We start from the raw sequence: 24,923 nt of genomic DNA on the forward strand, positions 1-24,923 counted from the left end.
TTGGTGAAGCCGCTGTTCGCACTGGTCCAGCAGGCGTTCACGCTGGTCGAGGAGGCGTTCGCGTTCGTCGAAGAGGCGCCGGCGGTCTTGGGCCTGGTCCTCGCGTTCGTCGGCGATCCGGTCCCGCTCGTCGGCTATCTGGTCTCGTCGGTCGCCGTCGGCCTCGCGTTGGGCGGCGATCCAGTCTCGGTAGTCGGCCGCGGCGTCTCGTTCCGCAGCGGCCCTTTCATGCTCGTCCGGGCCGAGGGTGCCTGCCTGGTCGATGAGTCCGCGGCGGGTGTCGGCGGCCAGTTGGCGGAGGAGGGCTGCAAAGGTCCGGTTGGCCATTGCCCGGACCCTTTCGGCTGCGGCGAGGTGGCGGCAGCGGTACGCCTCGTCGGCTTCACTGGCCTGATCGGTGCCGTCATGGGCCGCGCGGTGCCGCAGCTGCGCGGCGAAGCTCCGCTTGTTCGCGGCCTGCTCGTGCCACTCCTCGGTGAGTACAGCCTTGGGTCCACTTCGGGTCATCTGACGCTTTGCTGTGCGCTGGGCTAGCGCCAAGGGTAAATCTGCGCTGTGCCTGCCGGAGCTTGCGAGTTCGGGTGCTAGACGCCTGCCGCAGACCGAGCAAGTGATCGGCCCCTGGGCTTGTACGGGCGTAGGGGTGGGCTGAATCGGGGTGGGACTTTTCTGCGCTGTACGTCGTCGGGCTTCACGGGCCTCGCGTAGTTCGCGAGTCACCTTCGCCAGCTGCCGGAGGCGCTCCTGCTCCACCTGGCGCCAGTAGTCCTGGGCCGCGGCCGAGTGGTCGGCTGCCTGGCGCTCAGACTCGATGTGGCGGGGCGTGGTCCAGACCGTCCAGCCGTCCCGGCGCCGGTGCGCGATTACCGAGCCCGTGAGCATCCACCCGCAGAACTCGGTCAGGGACACTTCGTGGTTGAGTGGTTCCCACCTTCGGTTCCAGTGCACTAGCCGGTAGGCGATCGCCAATGGTTCGTTGTTCGCTTTGGGTCGGGTGAGCCGGTCAGCGAACTCCAGCCGCTGGTGGGCGTGGCCGCGGCCTGCGCCGCGGTGGGCCGGCCCCGGGCAACCCTCTGGGCGGGAGCCCCCGGTTGCGGTGGACCCGGCTGTGGTTCGTGCGCACCAGCACGCGGGTGGGGCGCGGAAGGCTCACCCGGCCGGTCCGGACACAGGGGGCTGTCGGGTGCAGTTCGCTCCCGAACTCGCGGACTGTTTGGAATGCACCAGCATGCACCTGACTGGAAAGCTCTTCGAAAGTTGAGGATCCGGGGGCGTGCGCCGCGGCATGACGGGTTACAGCTCTTCGACCACCTGCCGTAGTTCCTGGTTGAGCGTCCAGCCGTGCGTGTCGAGCAGCTCACGGAGATCGGCCAACGCTGTACGCGCCGGTCCGCCGGTGGTCAGGGTCGTATAGCGGGCCGCGACCGCTGGAGTGCGGCTCTGACCGGCGACGCAGTGCAGCAGCACCACTCGGCCCTCCCGGCGCAACTCCAACACCATCCTGGCGGCCTGATCAACGACGAAGTGCGGCTGGGTGTTGGCACCGGGTTGGTCGACCAGCCACACCGACACCCGGTCGCCGGCTGCCACGGTGGCGAAGTCGTCACAGCCGACACGGCACAGGGACACCACCGCGCTGGCGCCCACCGCCGAGGGGTCGGTGTGCAGGTTGCCGAGGATCACCCCGGAGCGTGCGGATGCGCCAGCATCAATGGCGCAACCGCAGGTAGCGTCGCGCGGGCGCAGCCCGGCCAACCGCTGACATCGGTCCGGCCACCTTGGGCCGTCAACACTGCCAGGCGAATCAGGTCCGCCGCGCGAACCATCGGCCAGCCATGGATGATCCGCTGCCAGGCCAGGGGCACTGCGGAGCAACCCCACCGGGCGCCCAGCAGAGCTCCGGCGATCGCCGCCACCGTGTCGGTGTCGTCGCCGACGCGCACCGCCGCCGCCAAAGCGCGTTCCAGATGCTGACAGGAGAAACTGCCCTGACCCGGATCGTGGTCCGGGACGTCGGTGTGGGTGATCGCAGACCAGGCGGCCTGCAAGGCGGGGACCACGAACCCGTTGGGACGGAAGTGCTCCGGCGGCTTGTTCTCCGCCTCGGTAAGCCAGGTCGACCACTGGTCACGGCGCCCCGCAGGCAGTAGGGCCAAGCCCTCCCGGACCCCGTCGAAGGTCCCGTCGAGAACCGCCCGGCGGATTGCCGCGCACCACAACACACACGCCTCGGCAGCCAAGTGATCGTGATGGGTCAGCTCGCTGACCGCGCGGGCGGCTACCGCGAGCGCCTCCGGCTCGCCGAGATAGGCCAGCGCGACCGGTGCGGTGCGCATCAACGATCCGTTACCCGCGCTGCGGCCGGTACGCCGATGCAACCCTGCAGCTGCGTCGCGCATCGCCACGGCGACGCCCGTGCCGCTCACCTGGGACACGGCGCCGAGGACCTGCCCGGTCTGAGCCCCGATGTCGCTGGCGCCCTCCCGTCGCCACCGAAGGAAGTTGCGGGCGATGCTGTCGAGGGAGTCGCTGCTGCGCAGATCCGCCCCCGTGGCTGATACCTCGGCGATACACATCGCCATTTGGGTGTCGTCGCTGTACTCCCCCGGCGCGTACGGGCCGAGGCCGCCACCGCGCATCGCCGGCTGCTCGCTGACCGCAAGCGGTGGCTTGAACTCGTACGGCACGCCCAGCGCGTCCCCACACGCTGCCCCGAGAAGAACACCTGCAGCCCGATCGGTCTGGACCGCGGTCAGCGGCACAGTCACGGTCATCAGCCCCTCACCGATCTACGTCAGCTCGACGACCGACCATACTGCGACAGAGGGCTGGAGCATTAGCACTTCGGCCAGATGGCCGCGCACTGGATCCAGCATCGCGCTGCCGTCACGCTGATCTGGTAGACGCCGTCATTCGCTCTGCAATGCGCCGGGCCTCGACAGCGACGATCTGAATGTCACCGGCTGATGACTACAAGTGTTCGCGAGTTAGGCCGTGCTCCCGTACCACGGCCTTGCCGCCTGAAGGAGTCAGCATGCACATCTCCGCATATCTGGATGTCGACGTGTCGCGCTCGAGACCGAAAACTGGCGGCCCGAACTCGTCGGACTGCCCGGACCTGCAGCGCTAGCCTCTGGTGCAAGTCGACAAGTGCCTACCGTGGATGTGGTACTCGACCGCAGCGGCTCCGTGCTCGGCGACCGCCTCGACAGCCCGAGATCCGCCCCGCCACTTGTTCTCCAGACCGGAGGTCGCCGATGAACCTGTTGCCTGCCCTGCACCTGGGCGCCCCGACCCAGGCCGGGCCCCTAACCGTGTTTCCGGTGTGGACTGACGCCCCGGTCACACCATTGGCATATCGAACCTCGCTGCCCGCACACGCCCGGGTTGACGAGCTGGACGTACCGGTCGTGGGACAGTTGCGGGTCACCAATGCGGGCAGTACTCCGGTACTCCTGCTGGACGGCGGGCTACTCGACGGGGGATGGCAGCACCGCGTGCTGACTCGTAGCGTACTGGTCGACGCACAGGCACAGCAGGTCGTGGAGGTGGCCTGCGTCGAGCAGAACCGCTGGGCGGGCGGCCGTGATCAGCGGCTGGCGCGGCATCGAGCACCGCTCGCGGTGCGGGGAGCGCTGCGCGGGCTGGGCGCGGAGAGCTCCGGCCTCCACAGGGCGAACGTCGACCAGGGTGATGTCTGGCAGCGGGTGAGCCGGTACGAACGTGAACTGGGCGCCACCGCAACGTCGTCGTTGGTGGAGTTGCAGAGCAGACTCGCGGCAGAGTCCGCTGCCGCCCTCAACGAGACCCGACCCCTGTACGGGCAGCGGGGGGTCCTCATCGGCGCCGCCGGCCACCCGGTTCTTCTCGAGGTCTTTGACGACCCACAGACCCTGACCGAACAGTGGGACATGCTGCTGTCTGCGGCCGCGCTGGACGCCCGCCTTGCGCCATCCCAGCCCACACCAGGACGCCGCGCCCGGGAGTTCGTCAAACGGCTTGTCGCCACACCGCTCCGCACGGCCAACATGCCCGGCAAAGCAGTCGTTGCCATAGAGGGTGAAGACGCCAAGCTGATCTCAGCACGGGGAATCGCCGTCGAAAGCCGACTACTGCACCTCGGAGTGCTCAATGCCGCGCACCAATTCATCCTCGCCGCCTGACAATGCCCGGTCACTGCCCGATCAGTCACCGGCCGAAAATCGTCGCGGTTCGCCTGCTGATCGCGGGCCGTATCCAGTGGGGACTCCCGCGGTCACCATGCCCCCTCCGCCCTGACCTGGTCCTTAGCTGTCCTGACCTGCGGAAACGTGGTCCGGCGGCTGCTCGTTTCGGTGGCTCGGTTGATCTCACTGTGGCCCGGCGAAGCCAGCTTGATCGCTACCGTGCGATGCGCCAGGTCTGATCTGAACAGGGACAGTGTGCCGCATGGAACGCTTCGCGCCAGAGCCGTCCATCGTCGTACGCGACGTCATCCTCGGCTGTCCGTTCTCGGCATGGCCACACCGCGTCGACGCCGACGACAGGCACTAGCTCGCTGTTGCCGTGTGGCCTGGAACGAAGGGGATCGGCGCGGCGACGTGGATCAAAGCCTTGAGAGAAAGGGATCCAGCCGCCCGGGCAGCGTTCCTGCCCGCCCTGGCGAGCCGACGGTATGAGGTTGCGCCGTGGACATGGCAGGGTACGACGGCGCTTGGCTTGCTCTACCCGGATCGGTACTTCGCGGTGCGACTGATGGGGGCATAGCGTCTGCTGTGCTGGTACGTCAACTTCCAGATTCCCTACCGGCGTGCAGCGGTGGGGGTGGACACCTCGGAGCTGCACCTGGACCTCGAGGTGTGACCGGACTTCACCCGGTGGCGCCCGGAGCCGAACTGGCCGTTCCCCGCATTGTCGGAGAACGCTTTGTCGGTCGAGGTGCCCGAGCATCTTTCCCGGGCTTCCGGAGTAGCGCGGGCTGTGTCCTCGCCGCAGAATCCGCAGAACGCGCAGACCCGGCAGGGCGACGTGTCTGCCCAGGTCAGAGGCCTGAGCGGGCTCAAGCCCGTGCAGTCGCAGCTCTGGCGCAGAAGTTCCGCGCAATCGCCGTGTGCGCGCTGTTCAGCCTCGCGTCGATACGGAAGCCCGCGCGGCCATCCAATTGTGCGGCGATTAGCGCGACGTTCTGCGGCTCGGTCGATCGAAGGGCCTGAGGCCCGCTGACCTGCGCAGACGTCCGCTCTGCCAGGGTTCTGCGTATTGTGCGGATTCTGCGGCGGGTTCACGTCCCCTGGTGGGCCGGATGACCGTAACCCGGCGTGTGAGCCCCGACCGGTCCTGCGTTGATTACCGAACCTTGCTTTAAAGGCCTCCGTCGCACCATCGTCCTCCACGGAAGCACGTACTCCACGAGCTCCCTTCGAGCGCGATCGTGACCACGTTCGGCACCTACTGCGGCGGCTGCACCCTCGCCTGGGACAGCACGAAGCCCGCGGCACGCTCAGCTGGCGGTCGATTCCCGGCCGCCACACCAACACTGCTGGAATTGCGGACGACGAGCTCGGGGCTGATCATCACGCGATGTGCGGGTCGTCGAGGTCCCTCGTTCAGGCGGGCGACGAGGAGTTCGACTGCCAGGCGGCCGACGTGCTGCTTCGGCGGCCGTACCGCGGTGACTGCTGGCTGGCCGAGGTGGGCGACCTCGTCATCGTAGGCGACCACCGCCAACTCGTCAGGCACACGCACACCCACGTCGAGGCAGTGCTGGACCAGCGCGAGAGCCGGGGGGTCGGGGTGCACCAGGAGCGCCCGCGTCGAGGATGCACTGCACTGTGCCAGCACATCGTCGAGCAGCGCGTCGCGACCGTCTTCGGTGAAGGCGTTCGCCGGGCCCGTCACCTGCTGGTCGGGGTCGAGGCCGCAGGCTCTCAGTTGGTCGCGCCACCCGCGTTGCACGTGCTTGGTGGTCGGGCTTCCCGCCGAAGCGAACAGACCGACGCGCCGGTGCCCTTGGGCGTACAGATGCTGGACGGCCATCGCGGCACCGGCGGCGTGGTCGGAGACCGCCCACTCCAACCTGCCGGGAGGCATCGTGCCGGGCGCCCTGCGCTCGGCCATGACCACCGGCATGGGGAGCTCTTGCACCCAGTTCAGCAGGTCGACGGACTGAGCGACATCCATCACCGGCGCCACGATGAGCCCATGGACGCCCGGCGTCTCGGCGAGGATCCTGATCTGCTTCCGATCGTCAGCGGGGGAACCTGAGGAACCGCGCAGGATGAGTTCAGCCCTCGTGTCCGACGCTGCGGCCCGGGCTCCGGCGATGATCGAGGGCCAGTAGTAGCTGAACGAAGGCACCACCATGCCAAAGGTGAAGCGTGCGCCGGAACCACCGCGGGAGGCGCCTTGACGTCGTGGCTCGCTGGCGTCCCGGCCGAATGGCGAGCGGGTGCCCAGCAGAGTCGCCCCTCCGTGCACCCGAGCCACCAGCCCACGCTTGGCCAGCGCGTTGACGTCACGTCGGATCGTGGGCTCGGAGACCTTGAGGCGGGCAGCCGCCTCGCTGACCACGATGGAGCCCTCGGTCCTGAGCAACTGCAGCAACAGTTCCTGTCGCTGCTGCAGAAAGGACGGGGAACGCTCGGACACGGGGACCTCCGTCACGTGGTGATCGAGTGTGATCGGTTGCTTGTCTAGGAACGATCACCAATCGTTCACTCATTATCACGCGAAATGTAAGTCGAGTCGATCATAGCGATCAACCCCGGTCAGGAGGGTGTGTGTCACACATCGAACGCGACGTCCACCAGCGGCACGAGAAGCCGGCCGTAATCGCGGTGATGGGAGAGGCTGTCTGGCACGAGCAGTTCGACGCCGAGCGGGTCGAACGCCTCGCCCGCACCTATGAACCTGTCTGCGTGCCGTCGCTGGAGTCCCGGGAGGTGCGAACCCGACTGGACGACGTCGACGTGTTGCTCACCAGCTGGGGAGCAACACGCATCGATGCGGCGACCTTGAGCCGGATGCCCCTGCTGAGGGCAGTCCTGCATGTGCCGGATCGACACGCGGGACCGTGTGCGATGCGCTGTGGGAACGCTGCGTCGTTGTCTCCTCCAGCACCGACCTGAACGCCGAGCCGGTGGCGCAGTTGACCTTCGCGGCGATCGTGTTCGCTGGCAAGAAGGCCTCCTTCCTAGCCACTGATTCCAGGCAGTTCCGCGACGCCTGGATGAGCTCGAGCGGCTGGTGGCTGGCCGACCAATGCTTCGGCAGATACACCGTGCCGAGGCCGCGATCAGCGCCTGGCCCAGGGCCATGAACACCTCACCCAACACAACCATCGCAAGCAGCAAAGGAGCTCTCACCGTGACCGACCTCAACGTCACAGATGCTTCGGTGAATCCATCGGCCGTGTCACGCAAGACATCGGCACTGTCGCGCAAGAACCTGGTGCGAAGTGGCGCGGTAGCGCTGCTGGGTGCCGCAGCTCTTGCCGGACCGTCCCGGCGTGCCGAGGCGGCGCCGACGCCGCCGCACGTGCGTGGTGAGTTCGTGCCAAACGACGACCCGCGGGTCAACCTGGTGATTGACGTGAGGGCATGGGGCGCCAAGGGGGATGGCACGACCGACGACACCCGAGCGATCCAGGCCGCGTTGGACGCGGCGACCCACGGAGAGACGGTCTTGTTTCCCGAGGGCAGGTACCGAATCACGAAAACGCTGACCCATCAGGGCGCATTGGGGCTATCGGGTCTGGGACAGGGTCTCAGCGTCATCGACTGGGCCGGCGCCGGCGATGCGATCAAGCTCACCTTCTCCAGCGGTGCATCGGCGGACTATCTCATGCTGCGCGACCTCACGGTCAACTCGACCAGGCCAGATGCCGGTACGGCCGTCTCAGCGGTGTGGTCCGAGCCGTACGCCGGTGCGTGGCCACACGCCACCATCGACGCGCTGGAGGTGACCCGCGGCGACGGCAACGGCCAACGCTGGCAATGCGGGCTGTATCTCCAGGGAGCGTGGCGGTCCACGGTGACCAGCTACAGCTTCACGTCCGCAGCGCACGAAGGGGTGGGCATCCAGCTGGAAGGCCAATGCGTGGACTGCTACCTGGTGGACATGCACCTGAGCAACTGCGACACCCCGATCCTCCTCGGCTGGGCGACCGAAGGGACGGTGATCGAGAACGCCGTCATGGTCGGACCGAGGCACGGTCTGCGCTGCAAGGTCAACGATGCGGGTCGCAAGGGTCCGTGGTTCACCCTGCGGGACTCACACTGCAACTCGTTGGCGTCGGCGGTGGAGATGGAGGGGACCGGAGACGCCTGGGTGGTGGACAACCTGTTCTACAAGACTCCCGGTAGCAGCGACGACTACGTCGGTGTGAAGCTCACGAACTGCCGCCAGATCAGGGTCCGCGGCAACGAGATCTACAACATCAGTGCCGAGGACACCACCAACAACGGGATCGAGCTGCACAACTCGACCGAGTGCCTGGTGAACGAGAACACCACGGTCAACCTGCTGGGCAAGGGATCCGGCATCATCGTCGACCACTCCCCGGACGCGCGGGTCATGAACAACTACAGCCGCAACGTCGGTACCGGCATCCGGGTCACGGCTGGCAGTGACCGCTGCATGGTGACGCACAACGCGTTCCGGATCACCGACAGCGGCGCGGTACCCGGCGCGGCCGCCGTCGTCAATGACGGAAAGGACAATCTTGTCGAGAGCAACACCGACTTCCGGACCGGCTGAGGTGACCGACACCGTACGCGCCTCCTCTCCCACCCCGACGTCGGTGGCGCGTGAGCTGAACGAAGCGCAGCTGGTTGGTCGATAACGGCGCCCCCGAAGTCGCAGAGCTTCGAATCGTGAAACGTGGGAAGGCCTTCGGCGGCAGCCCCACCATCCCGCGGAACCGCGCAGCGCTCAAGGGTCAGGGCTAGGACGTGATGCCGATACCCAAGATCGACGGCAACTCCACCGCAGGCGGTGGATCGCGCGCCCTGTCGATCTCGCAGACGCGTCGCAGAACCAGGATGCCGCCTGGGCCTTTCTGGCCTGACTCTATGACGCCAACAAGGGCCTGAAGCTGGCGGGGAAGATCACCTACGTCTTCCCGCCGACGAACGAGGGGATCGACCACGGCAGCTGGCGCGATCTCACCCGCCGAAGCACATCGCGATCTTCGCCCAGTCGGCGCGCAGCGCGGTGCTGCCGACCCAGCTGCAGGGCAGCGCGGGCACCACAATCAACCGGCTTGGGCTACTGAATAGATGGGTTTCATTCGACCGGGGTCGTCGGCCGATCTCCGGTCAAGCGTGACTGTCCCGTTCCGGCTTCAAGGAGGAAGCAGATGAGCAACGATTTTGTTGGTACGCAGGCCGAGGGGCCGAAGCTGCCGCGGCGGAGAATGTTGGCCGGTTCGGCCGGTCTGGCCGCCGGCACTGCCGCTGTCCTCGGCAGTTCCGCCATTGCCCATGCCAGTCCCGCCGGCGGTAGTGGCGACGCCGGTAGCCCGAACCTCGGGCCAGCTGCGCCGCGGCGCGCCTCGGCGGTCCCGAGCAGGCGTACCCGGATCGGTATCGGCTACGAGACCTGGTGGCCGGGCCACGGCTGGGAACGGCCGGAGGCCGAACCGGTCCTCGGCCACTACGACTCCTCCGACCCGAACGTCATCCTGCAGCACGCGCGATGGCTCACCTGGTCCGGGTTCGACCATCTGTGCGTCGACTGGTCGAACAACCTGGGCGGAGCCTGGACCAGTGGCCGTGCCGATCAGATCATGGGTGCCACCGACAAGCTGCTGGAGATCTACGTCCAGCACAAGATCAAGCTGCAGCTCTATCTGCTGCTAGGGCTGGACGGCGGCAAGGTCGGGACGCCGCACTTCGTCGCCGAGGTCGACCGGATCAAGTCGAAGTATCTGAACGACCCGCGGTACCGGCCGTTCTTCGTCGAGCACGACGGGAAGCCGTTGCTGACGATCTTCACCGGTGCCCGTACCACCGAACCGCCGGACTGGTCCGACGACACGTTCACGGTGCGCTACATGGGAGCCTTCCGGGAGATCGTGCTGAACCCGGGCGGAGTGTGGAGTTGGGTGGACCGGGTGGCCTACGCCAACGGGCAGACCGCGGCCGTGCATCCGTTCAGTAAGACGGATTGGAACGGCTGGACGGCCGACGGCGACTGGAAGGTGGAGACGTTGGCTGCGCAGCCGGCGTTCAACAAGGTGGTGGCGACCGACGTCGCGTGGAACAAGCCTGCGCAGGGCGCAGCGCAGTCGACGGGGTCACTGACCTCGCCGGCGTTCACGATCAGTGACCGCAGCCTGGCGTTCGATTCGGTCGGCTTCGACATGCAGGCAGGGTCCGACCTGGAGACCACTGACGGCCGGAACGTCTTCCTGCTGAAGGACGCTGTGTCGGGCAAGGTTCTGCGGCACGCGGTTCCACCGGGCGACTCGACCAGGCTGTACGTCCGGCAGTGGAACGTGGCCGATCTGGTGGGACGCAAGGTGGTCTTCCAGGTCAGCAGCAAGTCCAGCGCCGGTGGTGGACTGGGATGGCTCGGCCTGGACGGGCTGTGGCAGCAACGATCCGAGCAGATGACCGCCTGCGTCTCCAACGGCGGCAACGAGGCTCCCGGCGGCTACGCGAACTAGGACAGCCACAACCGTTACTCGGGCGCCTACCTGACCGACATGTTCGCTGGCGCCTTCGACTACGAGCCGGAGTTCCTCACCGTGCAGCAGTGGAACGAGCACAGCCGGCCGGACCAGTTCAGCGTCCCGGGCAGCAACGACATCGAACCGACCAAGGTGACCAAGCTGGCCGGGCGCGACTCCGACGGCTGGGGCTACTACTACCTCAAGCTGGTCCGCGACCTGATCACCCAGTACCGCCAGGGAAACGACTTTCCCACGCCGACGCTCGACTCTCGCTATCCCTGAGCCGACGTCGCGCGCGCAGTTCGACCGGACAGCAGGAATCGATCACCGGACCCGATACGCGGCCACGACCACGATCAACGAGGACGGATGACATGAATTCTGAACCCAACGGCGAACCAACCGAACAAGCCTTCCGTCCGAGCCGCCGCTCGGTGCTGGCCGGGTCGGCAGCTGTGGCCGCCGGAGTGACAATCGGCAACATCACGCCCGCGGCCGCGGAGCCGCCGACCTCGCATCTGATAGCACGGTGGAGCTTCGACCACGATCACGACGGGCAGGTCGTCGACGACAGCGAGAACGGCTATCACGGCACTCTGATCGGCCATCCCACCTATGTGCCCGGCAAGGTCGGCAAGGCGCTGCGGCTGGACGGCGCCGGGGACGCGGTCGAGGTGCCGGCCGAACTCACCAAAGGCATGGCCGCCATCACCTTCGCCGCCTGGTTCCGGATGGACCAGCCCTGGCCATGGGGCCGCTTCATAGCGGGATTCGCGGGTGGGACCGGGGCCCTATACATGGAGGCCAAGGGCCAGAACCTCACGCCGGTCGTTTCGTTGCGCGACGGCGGTGCCAGGGCAGACGCGAGGACCTTCGGCCGGATCGAGGCAGGAGAGTGGCATCACTTGGCCGTCACCGCCGCCGATGGCCAGGTGCGCTGTTACCTCGACGGCCGGGAAGCCGCGCGCCAGGACGGCGTGACGTTCGATCCGGCGCACCTGTCCGGCGGCACCGGCTATCTCGGCGCAGCTCCGGACACGAGTGCGAACCCGCCCAAGCCGAGGGGTGTCCTGCCGGGCGCCCTCGACGACGTGCGGATCTACGACGTCGCTCTCGACGCCGAGCAGATCCAGGGCCTGTCCGGGCCGCCGCCAGCGCCGCCCGGCCGGAACACACCGCGCTACCGACCGGCGCGTGACACCGCACCTGAGACGTGGCGCGGCTCGACGCGCTGGATCGGCAGCTGCTGACCCACGCCGACGTCGGCGGTCCGCGCAAGGGGAAGTTCGTCGGCATCTTCTACTTCCAGTGGGAGATGAACGACGACTCCGGCCTGCACAACATCACCGACATCCGCGCCGGGAAGGCGCCCTGGGGGCCGGTGGGCAGCTTCCACTTCTGGGACCAGCCGTACTTCGGCTACTACTACCGCGACGATCCCTGGGTGATCCGCAAACACGCCCAGCTGCTCGGCGCCGCCGGCCAGTGGCGCGACGTCGAGCCGGTCTATCGCGACGACCTCGGCGACACCCTGCACCGCCACTACGTCGGCGCATCCGACCGTACCTACGCCGACGACAGCGGCCGCAACGACATCATCGAAGCACGGGTCTCCCACACCAGCCAGGACGTCACCTTCTATGTCCGCACCCACGCGGACATCACCGCGCCCGCCGGTTCGGACTGGATGCTGCTGTACCTCGACGTCGACGACAACCCGACGACCGGGTGGCTCGGATTCGACGTCGTTGTCAACCGGCGCCCCGGCCAGGACACCACCTCCGTCGAGCGATGGACCGGCGATGCCTGGCAGCGGATCGGTTCGGCCGACTACCGGAAAGCGGGCAACGAGATGGCGATCGAAGTGCGCCGAGACCTGCTCGGCCTGGCGGCAGGCCCGGTGTCGCTGTCGTTCAAATGGGCGGACAACGTCGGAGCCGACGCCGACCCGATGCGGTTCCTGGACAAGGGCGACACCGCGCCGCTCGGCCGGTTTGCCTACCACTACGCCGGCCAGTAACAGGGACCGGCAGCCAGACGTGTGTCGGCCGAAGTATCCGCTTCGAGGAGGAAGCAGATGAACAACGATGTTGTTGGTACGCAGGCTGAGGGGCCGAAGCTGCCGCGGCTAAGGATGTTGGCCGGTTCGGCAGGTCTGGTCGCCGGCAGCGCCGCGGCGCTGCCGGCGACTCGGCTACGGACCACGCGAAACCTGGTGGCGACCCGGGCAGTTCCAAGCTCGGGTCGGCTGCGCCGCGACGCGCCTCGGTGGTCCCGAGCTGACGGCCGGCTCGGCCAGGACTGTGCGCTTCTGGGTGTACCGGCAAAGTCGTCTGGACGAGGCTGGGGCATTGTTTGATATGTCGGAAACAACTGGCGCGTCGATATGGATGATCCGCTGTGGGAATGGGACGCATAGTTTCTGACTTCAGTCACCACTTGGTGGGCAACCGGTGACTACGATCTCTCGAGTGCGACAGCGGTGCTCGACCCTCGTTCGACGATGATGGGCTGGGCAGCCCTTGTGGAGGTGGGGCCGGTGCTGAGGAGGGTCAGCAGAACATTGCCGAGTTGGACGCCCATCTCCTGGACGTCGTGGCGGAGTGCAGACAGCGGCGGACTTGCGAGCTGACACGCTACGGAGTCGTCCCACGCGAGGAGGGACACCGCTGTGGGGACGTCGAGACCGAGTTCTCGGACTGCGTCGAGTCCTCCCAGCGCCATGAGATCGTTGTCGTACACAACGGCTGTCGGGCGCGGCGTCGACGTGAGCAGCGAGGTGGTCGTGCGGTAGCCGCTCTGTGAGGAGTAGTCGCCAGTGACGACGGAAACTCGCACGCCAGCGGCCCGGGCTGCCTCGACGAGCGCGTCGGTCCTGATCTTGGTGTGCACCAGCTCGGTCGGGCCGGTAACTCGCCCGATGGTGCGGTGCCCGCGCTCTACCAGAAAGTTCATCGAGTCGTGCATGGCGCGGGCGTTGTCGATTCGCACGGCGGCGAACTCGCCAACTTGTGTGACATCCGCGAGGACCGCGAAGGCCATACCAAGCTCAGTCAGCTGTTGTATGCGGTCGTCGTTGACGCGTAGATCCTTGAGGACTACTGCGTCGACAGCCCTGGTGTCGTGCCAGTGCCGGTAGACCTGGAGTTCCTGCGCTGGGTCCTCGACGACCTGCACGATCACGTCAACCCCTGCCGGTACAAGCACCGACTCCAGGCCCACGAGGATCTCGTTGAAGAACGGTTCGAACCGGGGGGCGCCGGCCTGTCGGACGAAGACGAACCCGACCTGGGTCACGGCTGGTCCACTCCCACTTGGTGGCGGAGGTTGTCGGCAGGTCCTTGCGGAGGGGTCGGCGTCGAACCGGGCCGGACGAGTGGGTAGTTCACGACTGGTGTTCCTTCGTTCCGTAGCGAGCGGCCGCGTCGATGAGCCGCTGGTTGCGAGACGGCTGCGGAACCGCGGCCACCAAGCGTCGGGTGAATTCTGCTTGAGGCCGCAGGATCACCTGGTCCGGGGGTCCAGCCTCGACCACCTCGCCCTGATACATCACCATGACCTCGTCGGAGAAGTGCCGGGCGGTGGCGAGATCGTGGGTGATGTACAAGACGGCGAGGTTCTCTTCACGCTGCAGTCGTGCAAGAAGGTTCAGCACGTTCAGCCGGATGGACACGTCGAGCATGGAGACTGGCTCGTCGGCGATGAGGACGCTGGGCCGCGGCGCCAGTGCTCTGGCGATGGCCACCCGCTGTCGTTGGCCGCCCGAGAGTTCATGCGGGCGGCGGTCGATGAAGTCGCTACCGGGCGTGAGATGGACGCGCTCCAGCAGTTCGATGCTCTTGGCGCTTGCCTCGTCGGGGCCGGATGCGACACCGTGCAGGAGGAGGGGGCGGCGCAGGTGGTGGCCGATGGAGTGGAAAGGGTTGAGTGAGGCAAACGGATCCTGGAACACCATCTGCACGTGCTTGCGGTATTGCTGCAGGCCGGTTCCTCGCCGCCTGGCCGGGGCGCCGTCGAGCAGTATCTCGCCGGATGTTGGCTTCTCCAACTGCACGATCATGTTGGCTACGGTCGACTTTCCGCTGCCGCTCTGTCCGACGAGGGCGACCGTATGACCCGGGGTGAGCTCGAACGACACGTCCTTCACCGCATGCAGGATGGTGCTGCTCAGGCCGCGGTGAAGCTTGAAATCCTTGCAGAGGTTCCTGACACGGAGGATCGACATTCCTACTTGGCTCCTTCTGCCTCGTACGGTCCAGGTGCCTCTGCCGAGACCCCTCCATGGCGGTTGAAGGATCCGGCCTCGCCCGTCAGGCTCGGGAAGGATCGCAGCAGTTGCCGTGTGTACGGGTGCTGGGCGGCGAAGTAGAGATCCTCGGCCGTGGCGAGCTCGAGGATCTCGCCGCCTCGCATGACCGCGATGCGGTCGGTGATCTCGAGGAGCAGTGGAAGGTCGTGGGTGATGAAGATGACGGCGAAGCCCAGTTCGCTGCGCAGCCGCATTATCTCGGTGAGGATGTCACGCTGGACCACCACGTCGAGCGCGGTCGTGGGCTCGTCCATGATCATGAGCTGTGGGTCCAGGGCCAGTGCCATGGCGATCATGACACGCTGCCGCATTCCGCCAGAAAGCTCATGGGGGTAGCTGTCCAGCCGGCGCACGTCCACTCCGACCAGATCGAGCAGATCTCGCGCACGCCCGCGGCGCCGAGACTTGCTCATGTCGGGACGGTGCGTCGCGAAGATGTCGTCTATCTGTGAGCGGATCGAGATCACTGGGTTGAGTGAATTCATCGCGCCCTGGAACACCATGGAGACCTTGCTCCATCGGAATGTCCGCAGGTCCTTCCCCTGCAGGGCCAGCACGTTGACGTCCTCCCCGGTCTTGTCGTGGAAGACGACACTTCCGCCGGTGACGACTGCCGGGGGCCGGAGCAGTTGGCTGATCCCGTAGGCGAGAGTTGACTTGCCGCAGCCGCTCTCTCCGGCGAGACCGAGGATCTCACCGCGTCGTAGCTCGATGCTGACCTTCTTCACTGCGTGGACGATGCGTTCGGCACTGTAGTCGATGGTGAGATCGGATACGCGGAGCAGTGTTTGTGTTCGCGAGGAATCGTTGGTCATGCCGGTTCCACTGAACCCTTCCGGTGGGGCCCGCCGCGTCGGATCGCCCGGACTCGGTAGGTCCGCAGCTTCGGGTTGATGACCTCGTCGATGCTGAAGTTGATGAGCGACAGCCCCGTGCCGAGCAGGGCGATCATCAGGCCGGGGGGCGCGAACCACCACCATGCGCCGAACAGCAGGGCCTGCCCGTCGCTCGCTCCGGCCAGCATGGTTCCCCAGGTAAGCGACCCCGAGGCACCAATACCGATGAACGACAGACCCGCCTCGGCAAGGATCGCACCGACGATGCCGAAGACGAAGCCTGAGGACATCACCGGCAGGAGATTGGGGAGGATCTCCACGCAGATGACCCGCCAGCTGCGTTCCCCGGCGACCCGACTGGCCAGCACGTAGTCGCGGTTGCGTAGCGACAGTGTCTGCGCCCGTAACACCCGCGCGCTCGCGGCCCACCCTGTCAATCCGAGCACCAGGATGACCAGTAGCACCGACTTTTGCTGCACGTAGCTGGCGATGACGATGACCAGGGGCAGTCCCGGGATGACCAACATGACGTTTGACAGCAAGGAGAATCCTTCATCGGTGGTGCCGCCGATGTAGGCGCCGAGGATACCGAACAAGGCGGAGAGGGCGAGAATCAGAGCCGCGACCGCGACGCCCACGATCAGGGAACCACGAGTCGAGTACGCCAGTTGAGCGAACACGTCCTGGCCGATCTGCGTGGTGCCTAGTAGGTGACCACCCCCGGGTGGCGTCAAGCCGACGTTGTCGATCTTTCTCGGGTTCTGGCTGAAGAAGGGCGCGACAATACCGAACATGACGATCAGCAGCACCATCGTGGTGCCGGTGACGAACTTGGCCGTGAGTAGCCGCTGCCAGGCCCCTGACGTCGTGGTGGATCGTCCTCCGCTGGCGGCGTCCTGTTCGTTGACTCCGTCGGCCGTGTTGCTGGTTACGGCCAGGGTTTCAGGCATGCGGGCGACACTCCTACTAGGTGCGGGCGCGAGTTCTCGGGTCGATGAACTGGTACAGCAGGTCTACGACCAGATTGGCGCCGAGAACCGCCATCGTGATTACCAGGAAGAGTCCCTGCATCAGGGCATAGTCGTTGTTCTGCACCGCCAGGAGGAACGCGTTGCCGATGCCGGGATAGGAGAATACCTGTTCCATCACCACCGAACCGGCGACCACGAAGCCTAGGGAGATGGCGAAGCCGGCGATGGACGGCAGGGCCGCGTTGCGAGCGGCGTAGGTGGTCATGATTCGCATCGGGTGCAGGCCTTTGGCCTCCGCGGTGACGATGTAGTCCTCGGAGAGGGTCGACACCATCATGTTGCGCATGCCGAGAAGCCATGCACCGATCGAGCTGATCACGATGGTGAGCGCGGGCAGGAATCCGTAGTGGAGTGCACTCGCGATGAAGTCCCATGACGGCCCAGGCGTGGTGTGGCGCACGTCGTAACCCCCGCTGAGGGGGAAGGCGCCGACCCGGATCGACAGTAGGTAGACGAGCACGAGTGCCAACCAGAAGTACGGGAGCGAATGCAGGATCGTGGTGGCGGGTACCAGCGAGTCCACCCAGGAGCCGCGACGCCACCCTGCAATCGTGCCGATCGCCATCCCCACAGTGAAACTGAGGACCGTAGTCAGGCCTACCAAGGCCAACGTCCACGGTATGGCGGCCCCGATCACCGAGACCACCGGCGCCGGAAAATAGGTGACCGACACCCCGAAGTCGCCGGTGACGAGGCTATGCAGGTAGTCCACGTACTGTCGCCACAGTGGGACCGAGGGGTCGGCGCCGAACAGCAACTGAAGCGACTTCCTCGTCTGGGGCGGGATGGGTCCCTGTTGGGCGAGCTTGCCGAGCAGGATGTCGACAGGATTGCTGGGAAGCAACCGTGGAATCGCGAAGTTGAGGGTGACAGCGGCGAACAGCGCGATCAGATAGAAGAGAAGCTTCTTCAATACCTGCACGGGAGTCTCCCAGTGCCGTCGACCCCGGCTGGGGCGACGACGTTGTCGCTCCAGCCGGAGGTGGTCGTAGTGGCTGTGATCACAGCGGTCCCGTCAGTCACTTCTTCGGGCGCAGCCGCAGCAGGGTCTGCTCGCCGCCCCCGCCCCCCGGGCCGCCGTGCGCGTACGGGTTGTCCTTCGTCGGCCAACCGGTGTAGTTGGCGGTGCTGTGCAGGCCGTAGCTCTGGTAGTTGATTACCGGGATGTATGGCATGTCGGGCACGATGATGGACTGCACTTGCCCGTAGAGCTTGGCCTTCTCCGCGATGTCCTCTGTCTCGCCCGCGGCCTTGACTGCCGCATCCACCTTCGGGTTGGAGAACTTCGCGACGTTGCCGTACGGGTTCCCGGACTTGCCGACCGGCGCGGCCTGGGAGGAGTCGAAGTACTTGCTGTAGACGTAGTAGAGGTCCGCGATCGGGCCTTGGAAGATTCCATCGATCGCCAGCTGGAACTTGCCGAGGCCGCGGGCGCTGATGACCTCGGCGTTCGCCTGCTGCTGCGGCTTGATCTCGATGCCGGCCTTCTGCAGCTGCTGCTTCATGATGTTGAGAGCGGCGATGTAGTCGGTGTAGCCGGTCGTCACGATCACGTCCATGCTCAGGCGCTTACCGCCCTTGGCGTAGATGCCGTCGGCGCCGAGCTTCCAGCCGTCGCTTTCGAGGAGTGCCTTGGCCTTTGCCACGTCTGCTTGCATGGAGGCTGGGGAGAACTGGTCCGCGACGAGCTTGTCGTCCCGCTTGACCACGCCGTAGGTGGGGGAGATGGGCAGGCCGCGGCCGTAGTAGGCCAGCTTGTTGATCTGATTGCGGTCGATCGCAGCGGAGATGGCCTGGCGGACGGTTGGGCTGGTCTGGGGGCCGGTGCAGCCGAGGTTGGAGTTGGAGCACGCGGTCAGTTCGACCTGCTGGTAGCCAGCGGGGCTGTACGAGATGTCAGGGAACGGTTTGAGGACCTTGTCGACGTCGGGGATGAAGATTCCCGCCCAGTCAAGCTCGGACTTGAGTAGCTTGTTGGTGGCGGCCTGGTTGCCGGACAGGGAGTACATCCGCATACCAGGAACGCGGATGTCGGAAGCTTGGCGGAAGGTGTCGTTCTTCTCGAACACGTAGGACTGGGCGGTGAAGTTGGCCAGCTTCATCGGTCCCGTGCCCACCGGCTTGGCGTTGGGGTCGGTCGGGATCTTGTCCATCGAGGAAAAGATGTGCTTGGGCACGATCCAAGTGCTGCCGAGGACCGACGGGATGTCGGCCAACGCGGGCTTGTCGAAGGTCAGTGTGACCTCGTCGTCCCCCGTCACCTTCGCCGAGGGAGCGTTGCCGGTGGTGTCCAACTCCTTGGTGTCACGGACGGTGTTGAAGGTAAACGCAACGTCATCGGCTGTGAAGGGCTTACCGTCGCTCCACTTCACCCCGCGCTTGAGCTTGACCGTCACCACGGACCCCGAGTCGTTGGCTTCGTAGCTCTCGCCGAGCACGGGGGTCGGCTTCGTGCCGAGGGGCGCCAGGTCGTTGAAGTAGAACAGTGACTCGTAGATCATTCCCTGCACGTTCGCGAGCACGGTTGGCGAGAACGGGTTGAAGTTCTTCACGAACTGGCCGCTGCCGCCGTTGTACACGTTGAGCGTGTCGCCCATACCGCTGCCTGTGTCTGCGCTCTGTTTTGAGACTTGGGTCGGAGGCGGCGAGCAGCCCGCCAGCCCCAGGGCGACTAGGACGCCGCCGGCGCACAAGGCGCGTGCCACCGAGTTTCGCAAGATCACCATTGGTCCTTCTGTCAGGAGGGGTCCGCGAGGTCTGGTGTCGGAACCTACTTCATTAAGTTGTCTAAGTAAAGGAATGTGGGTAGGATTCAGCAGCCGTCACCGATCCGCGCCGTGAAGGGAGCTGCCTGTGAGGCCCTCGATGCCGCCGACGTCGGCGGAGTTCACACGCAGCGTGATCCTGGACTACATCCGTGCCTCGGGGTCGATCAGCCGGGTCGAGCTGGCGCGGATGTCGGGACTGACTCAGGCGGCCATCTCGACCATCGTGCGCAGGATCATCGCCGACGGGTTGGTCGTCGAGAGCGGCTACAGCGAGTCGACCGGTGGCAAGCGACGGACCCTGCTGGAACTCAACGCGTCGGCTCGGTTCGCCGTCGGTGTCTCGCTGGAGTACCGACGCCTCACCTTCGTCGTGACAGACCTCTCCGGCCATCTCGTGGGCCGGCTCAGCACGGACGGTCCCCGTGAGACTTCTCCACGGCAGGTGATGGAGAACATCGCCGAACGGATCGAGCCCCTGCTGGCATACCTCCAGGTCGATCCGGAGTTGGTGGTGGGCATAGGTATCGCCATCCCGGGCCCGCTGGACAGCAGCCTCGGCATCGTTCAGGGCCGGTTACCTACATCGGCCTGGACAGGGCTGCGCCTCAAGGACATGCTGGAGGCGGTCGCCGGTCGTCCCGTCGTCGTCGACAACGACGCCAGCTGTGCCGCGCTGGGGGAGTACTGGACCAATCGGCACGCGGCGTACGAGAAGACCGTCACCGCAACGGTCTACATGGCGGGTGGCATTGGATGCGGCATCCTGACCGAAGGGCGGATATTCCACGGTGTCTCCTCGAACGCGGGGGAGATCGGGCACATCATCCTGGACGTCAACGGCCCACCTTGCCCGTGCGGGTCGCGGGGCTGTGTCGGGCTGTACGCCAGCCCCGACGCGGTTGTCACCAAAGCAGGCCGGGACCCCGACCTGGTGAAGCACCTCGGGCTGACCCTCGAGGCGGACGAGGTGCAAGGCGACTTCCGCCGTCTCGTTCGGGCCGCAGCCAGAGGACACGGATCCAGCCACCAGCTCATCGCCAACGCTGCGTCCTACCTCGGCGCGGCTGTGACCACGCTGGCCAACATCCTCGACCTCGACGAGGTCTACTTGTCCGGACCGGGATTCTCCGACGCAGGGGCCCTCTACGCACGCGTGATCCAGGACACCCTCGACCGCGGTGCGTTCATGCGTTCGATCCATCCGGTGCAGGTGAAGATGTCACACATCGGGCCTGAGGCCGCGGCCTTGGGCGCCGCCGCGCTGGTGCTGCAGCGACACCTCACCCCGCACTCGGTACGTGAGAGCGCGCGCCGTCGACCTGCGCCGGCGTCGTCATGAGCTCCGTCGGCGCCTCGCCTACAGGACGGACCGGAACGGTCACCGTCACCGACTTCGGTGCCGTTGGGGACGGGACAGTCAACGACGCCACCGCCATCCAGGCGGCGATCGACGCGTGCCACGGCCGCGGCGGCGGGCGCGTCGTGATCCCTGCTGGCAGAACCTTCCTTAGCGGCAGCATCCAGCTGCGTTCCCATGTCGAGCTGCACCTGGAACCCGGTGCCGTCCTGGCCGCCCATCCCGACGAGGCTGCCTACTCCGTCCGGCGTCGTACGGGAGCCCTCAGCGACAACCAGCCGGGGAGAGCGGACCCCAGCCCGGTCTTCATCAGTGCAGAGGGCTGTCGCCAGGTATCCATCACTGGTACCGGCACGATCGACGGGGGTGGACGCCACTACGTGCTCGCAGACCTCGGACCGATCTACACCATGGCGCCCCTCCGGCCGTTCACCATCTACCTCACGAACTGCGAACGGGTGCGAATCACGGACGTCGAGATCCGCGACGCCGCCTACTGGACCCTCCGTCTGTCAGGTTGCCGAGACGTCACCGTTCATGCGATCACCATCGCCAACGACCTGAAGTTGCCGAACTGCGACGGCATCGACATTGACACCTGCCAGGGGGTCAGGGTCAGTGATTGCCACATCTCGACGGCCGACGACGGAATCTGCCTCAAGACCTGCTTGGAGTCGCGGGAATACGGAGAATGCCGCGACATCACCGTCTCCGGCTGCACGATCACAAGCAAATCCAGCGGGGTGTGCGTCGGCTCCGAGATAGCGTCGCCGATCCGCAACTGCGTGGTCACGGCCTGCGTCATCTCCGCCAGTAATCGGGGACTTGCCCTGCAACTCTCCGAACCTGGAGGCGTGTCCAACGTGATGTTCAGCGACATCATCGTCGAGACGCGGTTCTTCGACACGCGGTGGTGGGGACACGGTGAGCCGATCTACGTCGCCAGCTACCCATGGCGGGGAAGCGGCGGCACGGCACGCAACATCCGGTTCCGGAACATTCTCGCCCGCAGCGAGAACGGCGTTCTCGTCCGCGCGGAGGAGCCGGGTTGCGTCTCAGGCGTCGTGCTCGAAGGGGTTCGGGTCGAGATCGACCGGTGGAGCGGGCACCCCGGTGGTCACTGGGACCTGCGCCCCCACCCGGCGAACGATGTCGTGCCCCACGACACGAGCGGGATCCACCTCGAGCGAGTATCAGACGTCCGCATCCGAGACTGTGAGGTGGTGTGGGCGCAGCCGACGCACGTTCGTGACACCGATCTCGGCGCCGCTCTCACCGTGGTGGAGGTTTCGGACCTCCACATCAGCGACTTCGCCGGTGGCGGCGCTCATCCCTCTCAGGCCGCGGTCGTGGTGGACGGCCACGCGGTCTCAACCACTGGACCTCCCAACGGCAAGGAGGCCGACCATGAATGACCGCGCCGGGCGCGAGGCGCCGCCGGACTCGACCGCGGCCGTTCCGGTCCCGGCAAGTTTCGAAACCGCACCCAACCCGGTCGTGCGCGGCCTCTCACCGGACCCTTCGGCCTGCAGAGTCGGCGGGGACTACTTCCTGGCCACCTCCACTCTGGAGTTCTGGCCCGGAATTCCCATACGCCACTCCACCGACCTCGTCCACTGGACGGTGATCGGACACGCCGTCACGCGCCCTGCTCAGTACCGTCGCGACCGTCGGCCCGGCCCTCTTCGCCTCTACGCGCCGACGCTGCGACACCACTCCGGCCGGTTCTACCTCACCTGCACCAACGTCGCTCCCGGCCAGGGAAACTTCCTACTCACCGCAGACGACCCTGCCGGCCCGTGGTCTGACGCCACGTGGATCGACGCCGACGCATTCGACCCCTCACTCAACTTCGATGGCGAGAGTGTCCTCTACACCCGACGCACGGTCGTCGCGGGCAAGGAGGGGTCAGGACCAGTCGTACAGGCCGAACTCGACGTGGACAGCGGAAATCTCCTCACGCCCACCGTTCCCATCACCCCACACGAGGCGGGGTACTGCTCCAACGACATCGAGGGCCCACACATCTACCGCATCGGACAATGGTGGTACCTGCTGGCCGCCGAGGGCGGAACGTGGAAGGGCCACATGGTGACAGTGGCGCGGGCAACGTCGCCATGGGGCCCATTCGTCGGTTACGAGCACAACCCTGTTCTCACCCACCGACACCGCGTCGGCCACCCGATCCAGAGCACCGGACACGCCGAACTCGTCGACGACGTGAAGGGCAACTGGTGGGCGCTCTTCCTCGGCACCCGGCACCACGGGCCGAAACCCTGGCACCACCTCGGCCGCGAAGTCTTCCTGGCTCCGGTCACCTGGTCGGAGGACGGCTGGCCGCAGATCGGCGAGCGTGGCACCGTCGAACTCGAGCACCAGTTGCGCCAGCCCCTTCCCGCGCCCCGGGGAGAGTGGCCCAAGCAGCACACTCCGTGGACCTCCGGATGGTGCACCCGAGAAGCACCGCTCGACGGCCTAGACATCAACGCAGCATCCCCCGAGGACATGCGCATCGCTCTACCCGCGAGTCCCCGCACGCTGAGCCAGGACGGACCGGTCGCGGCTGCCTTCCTCTCGCAGCAAGAGCCCACCGCCACCTTTCATGCGACCCTCGACGCGCTTCCGGCGTACCCGGCCCACGCCGGCATCGCCGTCTACGCATCATCCGGGCACTACTACTTGCTGACGGTCCACACTGGCCGGGACGGTAGCTGGCTCCGCCTCACACGACAGGTCGGAGACATGCGCCAGGTGACGTCCATGCCCGCGCCCGCGAGCGCGGGCTTGGAAATGCGCATTTCAGGAACTCTCGATCGGTACTCCTTCCACGTCCGCACCGCAGACGCCGACGCCGAGCAGGCATGGCTCGAGGTGGGCTCTGGGCAGACGAGCCTTCTGTCCGCGGAGACAAGCCAGTCATACTCCGGTGCAAGGTTCTGCGTGTACGCCAATGGCGCAGCGACGCCGTTTCAGCGGGTCGGCTCTACAAACTGTCTATAGGCCGCTGCACGACCTACGCCAAGCCCGGTTCGACATTGGCGACTCGCAGCCGCCGTCACGTCACGGACGACCGCGACGATGACTCGTTGCCGGGTGTGCGCGGCGCGTCGCACGAGGCTGCCGAAACCGCTTCTCGCATCGGTGATGGCGACAACATCGGCGGGTCAATGGGTGTCGGCTCGGGCAGCGGTTCGACTGAGTCGCCTGGCGGCACGGGCGTCAGTCCGGTGGTGGCCGGCGGGCTCTGGTTGCTCGGTTCATGGCGCGGCGGATACGCGGCGAAGTGTTGGCCGGGGCGGCGAACCTGCTGGTCAGACGGGTCGTTGGAGATTGCTTGAAAACCGCTAAGGCAGGACCCACCTGTCTTCATGGGTTCGAATCCCATGCCCTCCGCTCCACCTGCAAAGCTGCCCTGACCTGCGGAGACACCGTTCCGACCTGGCTGTTGATCATATGCTGCGGGTCAGTGTGGCTCGTGTGTGCTTGGCCAAAGTTCGGCGGCAAGCCGCGCTGATCTCGACCGTGTCAGCAGGTGGCGGAAGGACTGTTGAACCGGACTGCATTGCAGAGGCGATCGAGACGCATCTGCAACTGGGTGACTTGCGCTGTGTTGTCCGTGACTGGGGTGTACCGCTCATCCTGGGCCTCGAGTGCGGTGAGTCGGGAGTCAAGTGATGGGCCGTATGTGCTGACCTGGCCGTCGAAGGTGGCCTGCTGGAGGTCTGAGACCTCGTTCGCGAGGCTGCCGGTGCGGGAGGAGACACCAATCAGGAGCTTGGCTATCGCCTTGGTTCCGTCCTGGCTCGTGCCCGCGGACCTTTCCAGCGCGTCGATGCGCTTGGTCAGCGCGGCTTCTCGCTCGCGCGCCTGCTGCAGCTGCCATCCGCAGACCCCGAACCCGGCGACGACCACGAGAGCCAATCCAATCAACAGCAGCTTCCGCACGCTTCCCCCAGAGCCAAACCAGT

The 24,923-nt window shown here is 66.2% G+C and carries 21 protein-coding genes and 1 tRNA gene; 12 read left to right on the forward strand and 10 right to left on the reverse strand.

Annotation, left to right across the window (positions count from 1 at the left end):
- The first annotated feature begins 3 nt into the window (after positions 1-3).
- Positions 4-534 carry a hypothetical protein gene (locus FHR37_RS27555; protein WP_139239273.1) on the forward strand — a complete coding sequence of 177 codons (531 nt, stop codon included), beginning with the start codon at positions 4-6 and terminating at the stop codon, positions 532-534.
- A 759-nt stretch (positions 535-1,293) separates the two neighbouring features.
- On the opposite strand, the gene FHR37_RS27560 is transcribed toward FHR37_RS27555, so the two are convergent.
- Positions 1,294-1,683 (reverse strand): protein-tyrosine phosphatase family protein, encoded by a 390-nt coding sequence (locus FHR37_RS27560; protein ID WP_175542870.1) that lies wholly within the window; start codon positions 1,681-1,683, stop codon positions 1,294-1,296.
- Positions 1,680-2,774, reverse strand: a complete 1,095-nt coding sequence (locus tag FHR37_RS27565) for an ADP-ribosylglycohydrolase family protein (RefSeq protein ID WP_175542869.1) — start codon at positions 2,772-2,774, stop codon at positions 1,680-1,682. The genes FHR37_RS27560 and FHR37_RS27565 overlap by 4 nt, the downstream gene beginning before the upstream one ends.
- A 483-nt stretch (positions 2,775-3,257) precedes the next feature.
- On the opposite strand from FHR37_RS27565, the gene FHR37_RS27570 reads away from it, so the two are divergent.
- Complete coding sequence (locus tag FHR37_RS27570; RefSeq protein WP_092890726.1) at positions 3,258-4,163, forward strand: ARPP-1 family domain-containing protein; 906 nt, start codon at positions 3,258-3,260, stop codon at positions 4,161-4,163.
- 1,264 nt (positions 4,164-5,427) lie between these two features.
- On the opposite strand, the gene FHR37_RS27575 is transcribed toward FHR37_RS27570, so the two are convergent.
- Positions 5,428-6,642: a LacI family DNA-binding transcriptional regulator gene (locus FHR37_RS27575; RefSeq protein ID WP_330831775.1), complete on the reverse strand. Its 1,215-nt coding sequence runs from the start codon at positions 6,640-6,642 to the stop codon at positions 5,428-5,430.
- 116 nt (positions 6,643-6,758) lie between these two features.
- Between FHR37_RS27575 and FHR37_RS27580 the strand changes: the two genes are divergently transcribed.
- The 6 genes from FHR37_RS27580 (at position 6,759) to FHR37_RS27605 (ending at position 12,674) form a co-directional block, all read left to right on the forward strand.
- Positions 6,759-7,106 (forward strand): Rossmann-fold NAD(P)-binding domain-containing protein, encoded by a 348-nt coding sequence (locus FHR37_RS27580; protein WP_139239272.1) that lies wholly within the window; start codon positions 6,759-6,761, stop codon positions 7,104-7,106.
- Positions 7,107-7,344: 238 nt separating this feature from the next.
- Entirely contained in the window at positions 7,345-8,736 is a 1,392-nt protein-coding gene (locus FHR37_RS27585; RefSeq protein ID WP_175542868.1) for a glycosyl hydrolase family 28-related protein, read from the forward strand.
- Between the two features lie 601 nt (positions 8,737-9,337).
- Positions 9,338-10,648, forward strand: coding sequence for a glycoside hydrolase family 71/99 protein (locus FHR37_RS27590; protein ID WP_139239271.1), 1,311 nt, complete (start codon positions 9,338-9,340; stop codon positions 10,646-10,648).
- Between the two features lie 39 nt (positions 10,649-10,687).
- Positions 10,688-10,936 (forward strand): hypothetical protein, encoded by a 249-nt coding sequence (locus FHR37_RS27595; RefSeq protein WP_175542867.1) that lies wholly within the window; start codon positions 10,688-10,690, stop codon positions 10,934-10,936.
- A gap of 173 nt (positions 10,937-11,109) precedes the next feature.
- The gene (locus tag FHR37_RS32760; protein WP_175542866.1) at positions 11,110-11,904 is read left to right on the forward strand and encodes a LamG domain-containing protein; all 795 of its coding nucleotides are present in this window, start codon (positions 11,110-11,112) and stop codon (positions 11,902-11,904) included.
- Positions 11,868-12,674, forward strand: coding sequence for a hypothetical protein (locus tag FHR37_RS27605; protein WP_092890711.1), 807 nt, complete (start codon positions 11,868-11,870; stop codon positions 12,672-12,674). Before FHR37_RS32760 ends, FHR37_RS27605 begins: the two co-directional genes overlap by 37 nt.
- 437 nt (positions 12,675-13,111) lie before the next feature.
- Here FHR37_RS27605 and FHR37_RS27610 read toward each other — a convergent pair whose 3' ends face one another.
- From FHR37_RS27610 to FHR37_RS27635, 6 genes are all read right to left on the reverse strand, one after another.
- Positions 13,112-13,951: a LacI family DNA-binding transcriptional regulator gene (locus FHR37_RS27610; protein ID WP_092890708.1), complete on the reverse strand. Its 840-nt coding sequence runs from the start codon at positions 13,949-13,951 to the stop codon at positions 13,112-13,114.
- 88 nt (positions 13,952-14,039) lie between these two features.
- Positions 14,040-14,879: an ABC transporter ATP-binding protein gene (locus tag FHR37_RS27615; protein ID WP_092890705.1), complete on the reverse strand. Its 840-nt coding sequence runs from the start codon at positions 14,877-14,879 to the stop codon at positions 14,040-14,042.
- Between the two features lie 2 nt (positions 14,880-14,881).
- The gene (locus tag FHR37_RS27620) at positions 14,882-15,778 is read right to left on the reverse strand and encodes an ABC transporter ATP-binding protein (RefSeq protein WP_092890703.1); all 897 of its coding nucleotides are present in this window, start codon (positions 15,776-15,778) and stop codon (positions 14,882-14,884) included.
- Positions 15,775-16,749, reverse strand: coding sequence for an ABC transporter permease (locus tag FHR37_RS27625; protein ID WP_092890700.1), 975 nt, complete (start codon positions 16,747-16,749; stop codon positions 15,775-15,777). The genes FHR37_RS27620 and FHR37_RS27625 overlap by 4 nt, the downstream gene beginning before the upstream one ends.
- Positions 16,750-16,765: 16 nt before the next feature.
- Positions 16,766-17,752, reverse strand: a complete 987-nt coding sequence (locus FHR37_RS27630; RefSeq protein ID WP_092890697.1) for an ABC transporter permease — start codon at positions 17,750-17,752, stop codon at positions 16,766-16,768.
- A 97-nt stretch (positions 17,753-17,849) separates the two neighbouring features.
- Entirely contained in the window at positions 17,850-19,427 is a 1,578-nt protein-coding gene (locus FHR37_RS27635; protein WP_175542865.1) for an ABC transporter substrate-binding protein, read from the reverse strand.
- Positions 19,428-19,683: 256 nt separating this feature from the next.
- On the opposite strand from FHR37_RS27635, the gene FHR37_RS27640 reads away from it, so the two are divergent.
- From FHR37_RS27640 to FHR37_RS27655, 4 genes are all read left to right on the forward strand, one after another.
- Entirely contained in the window at positions 19,684-20,937 is a 1,254-nt protein-coding gene (locus tag FHR37_RS27640) for an ROK family transcriptional regulator (RefSeq protein WP_139239270.1), read from the forward strand.
- Positions 20,934-22,370 (forward strand): glycoside hydrolase family 28 protein, encoded by a 1,437-nt coding sequence (locus FHR37_RS27645; RefSeq protein ID WP_092890688.1) that lies wholly within the window; start codon positions 20,934-20,936, stop codon positions 22,368-22,370. Before FHR37_RS27640 ends, FHR37_RS27645 begins: the two co-directional genes overlap by 4 nt.
- The gene (locus FHR37_RS27650) at positions 22,363-23,955 is read left to right on the forward strand and encodes a glycoside hydrolase family 43 protein (protein ID WP_175542864.1); all 1,593 of its coding nucleotides are present in this window, start codon (positions 22,363-22,365) and stop codon (positions 23,953-23,955) included. The genes FHR37_RS27645 and FHR37_RS27650 overlap by 8 nt, the downstream gene beginning before the upstream one ends.
- Before the next feature lie 295 nt (positions 23,956-24,250).
- Positions 24,251-24,353: transfer RNA gene (locus FHR37_RS27655), tRNA-OTHER, on the forward strand.
- Positions 24,354-24,480: 127 nt separating this feature from the next.
- On the opposite strand, the gene FHR37_RS27660 is transcribed toward FHR37_RS27655, so the two are convergent.
- Positions 24,481-24,900: a hypothetical protein gene (locus FHR37_RS27660; RefSeq protein ID WP_092890682.1), complete on the reverse strand. Its 420-nt coding sequence runs from the start codon at positions 24,898-24,900 to the stop codon at positions 24,481-24,483.
- Between the last annotated feature and the right edge of the window lie 23 nt (positions 24,901-24,923).

It is taken from the genome of Actinopolymorpha cephalotaxi (genome assembly GCF_013408535.1).
Classification (GTDB): domain Bacteria; phylum Actinomycetota; class Actinomycetes; order Propionibacteriales; family Actinopolymorphaceae; genus Actinopolymorpha; species Actinopolymorpha cephalotaxi.

Coding starts and splice junctions, on each gene's coding strand:
- FHR37_RS27635 (WP_175542865.1), bottom strand. CDS start 19,427: ATGGGCGACACGCTCAACGTGTACAACGGCGGCAGCGGCCAGTTCGTG.
- FHR37_RS27650 (WP_175542864.1), top strand. CDS start 22,363: ATGAATGACCGCGCCGGGCGCGAGGCGCCGCCGGACTCGACCGCGGCC.
- FHR37_RS27625 (WP_092890700.1), bottom strand. CDS start 16,749: ATGCCTGAAACCCTGGCCGTAACCAGCAACACGGCCGACGGAGTCAAC.
- FHR37_RS27615 (WP_092890705.1), bottom strand. CDS start 14,879: ATGTCGATCCTCCGTGTCAGGAACCTCTGCAAGGATTTCAAGCTTCAC.
- FHR37_RS27620 (WP_092890703.1), bottom strand. CDS start 15,778: ATGACCAACGATTCCTCGCGAACACAAACACTGCTCCGCGTATCCGAT.
- FHR37_RS27595 (WP_175542867.1), top strand. CDS start 10,688: ATGTTCGCTGGCGCCTTCGACTACGAGCCGGAGTTCCTCACCGTGCAG.
- FHR37_RS27570 (WP_092890726.1), top strand. CDS start 3,258: ATGAACCTGTTGCCTGCCCTGCACCTGGGCGCCCCGACCCAGGCCGGG.
- FHR37_RS27565 (WP_175542869.1), bottom strand. CDS start 2,774: ATGACCGTGACTGTGCCGCTGACCGCGGTCCAGACCGATCGGGCTGCA.
- FHR37_RS27590 (WP_139239271.1), top strand. CDS start 9,338: ATGAGCAACGATTTTGTTGGTACGCAGGCCGAGGGGCCGAAGCTGCCG.
- FHR37_RS27645 (WP_092890688.1), top strand. CDS start 20,934: ATGAGCTCCGTCGGCGCCTCGCCTACAGGACGGACCGGAACGGTCACC.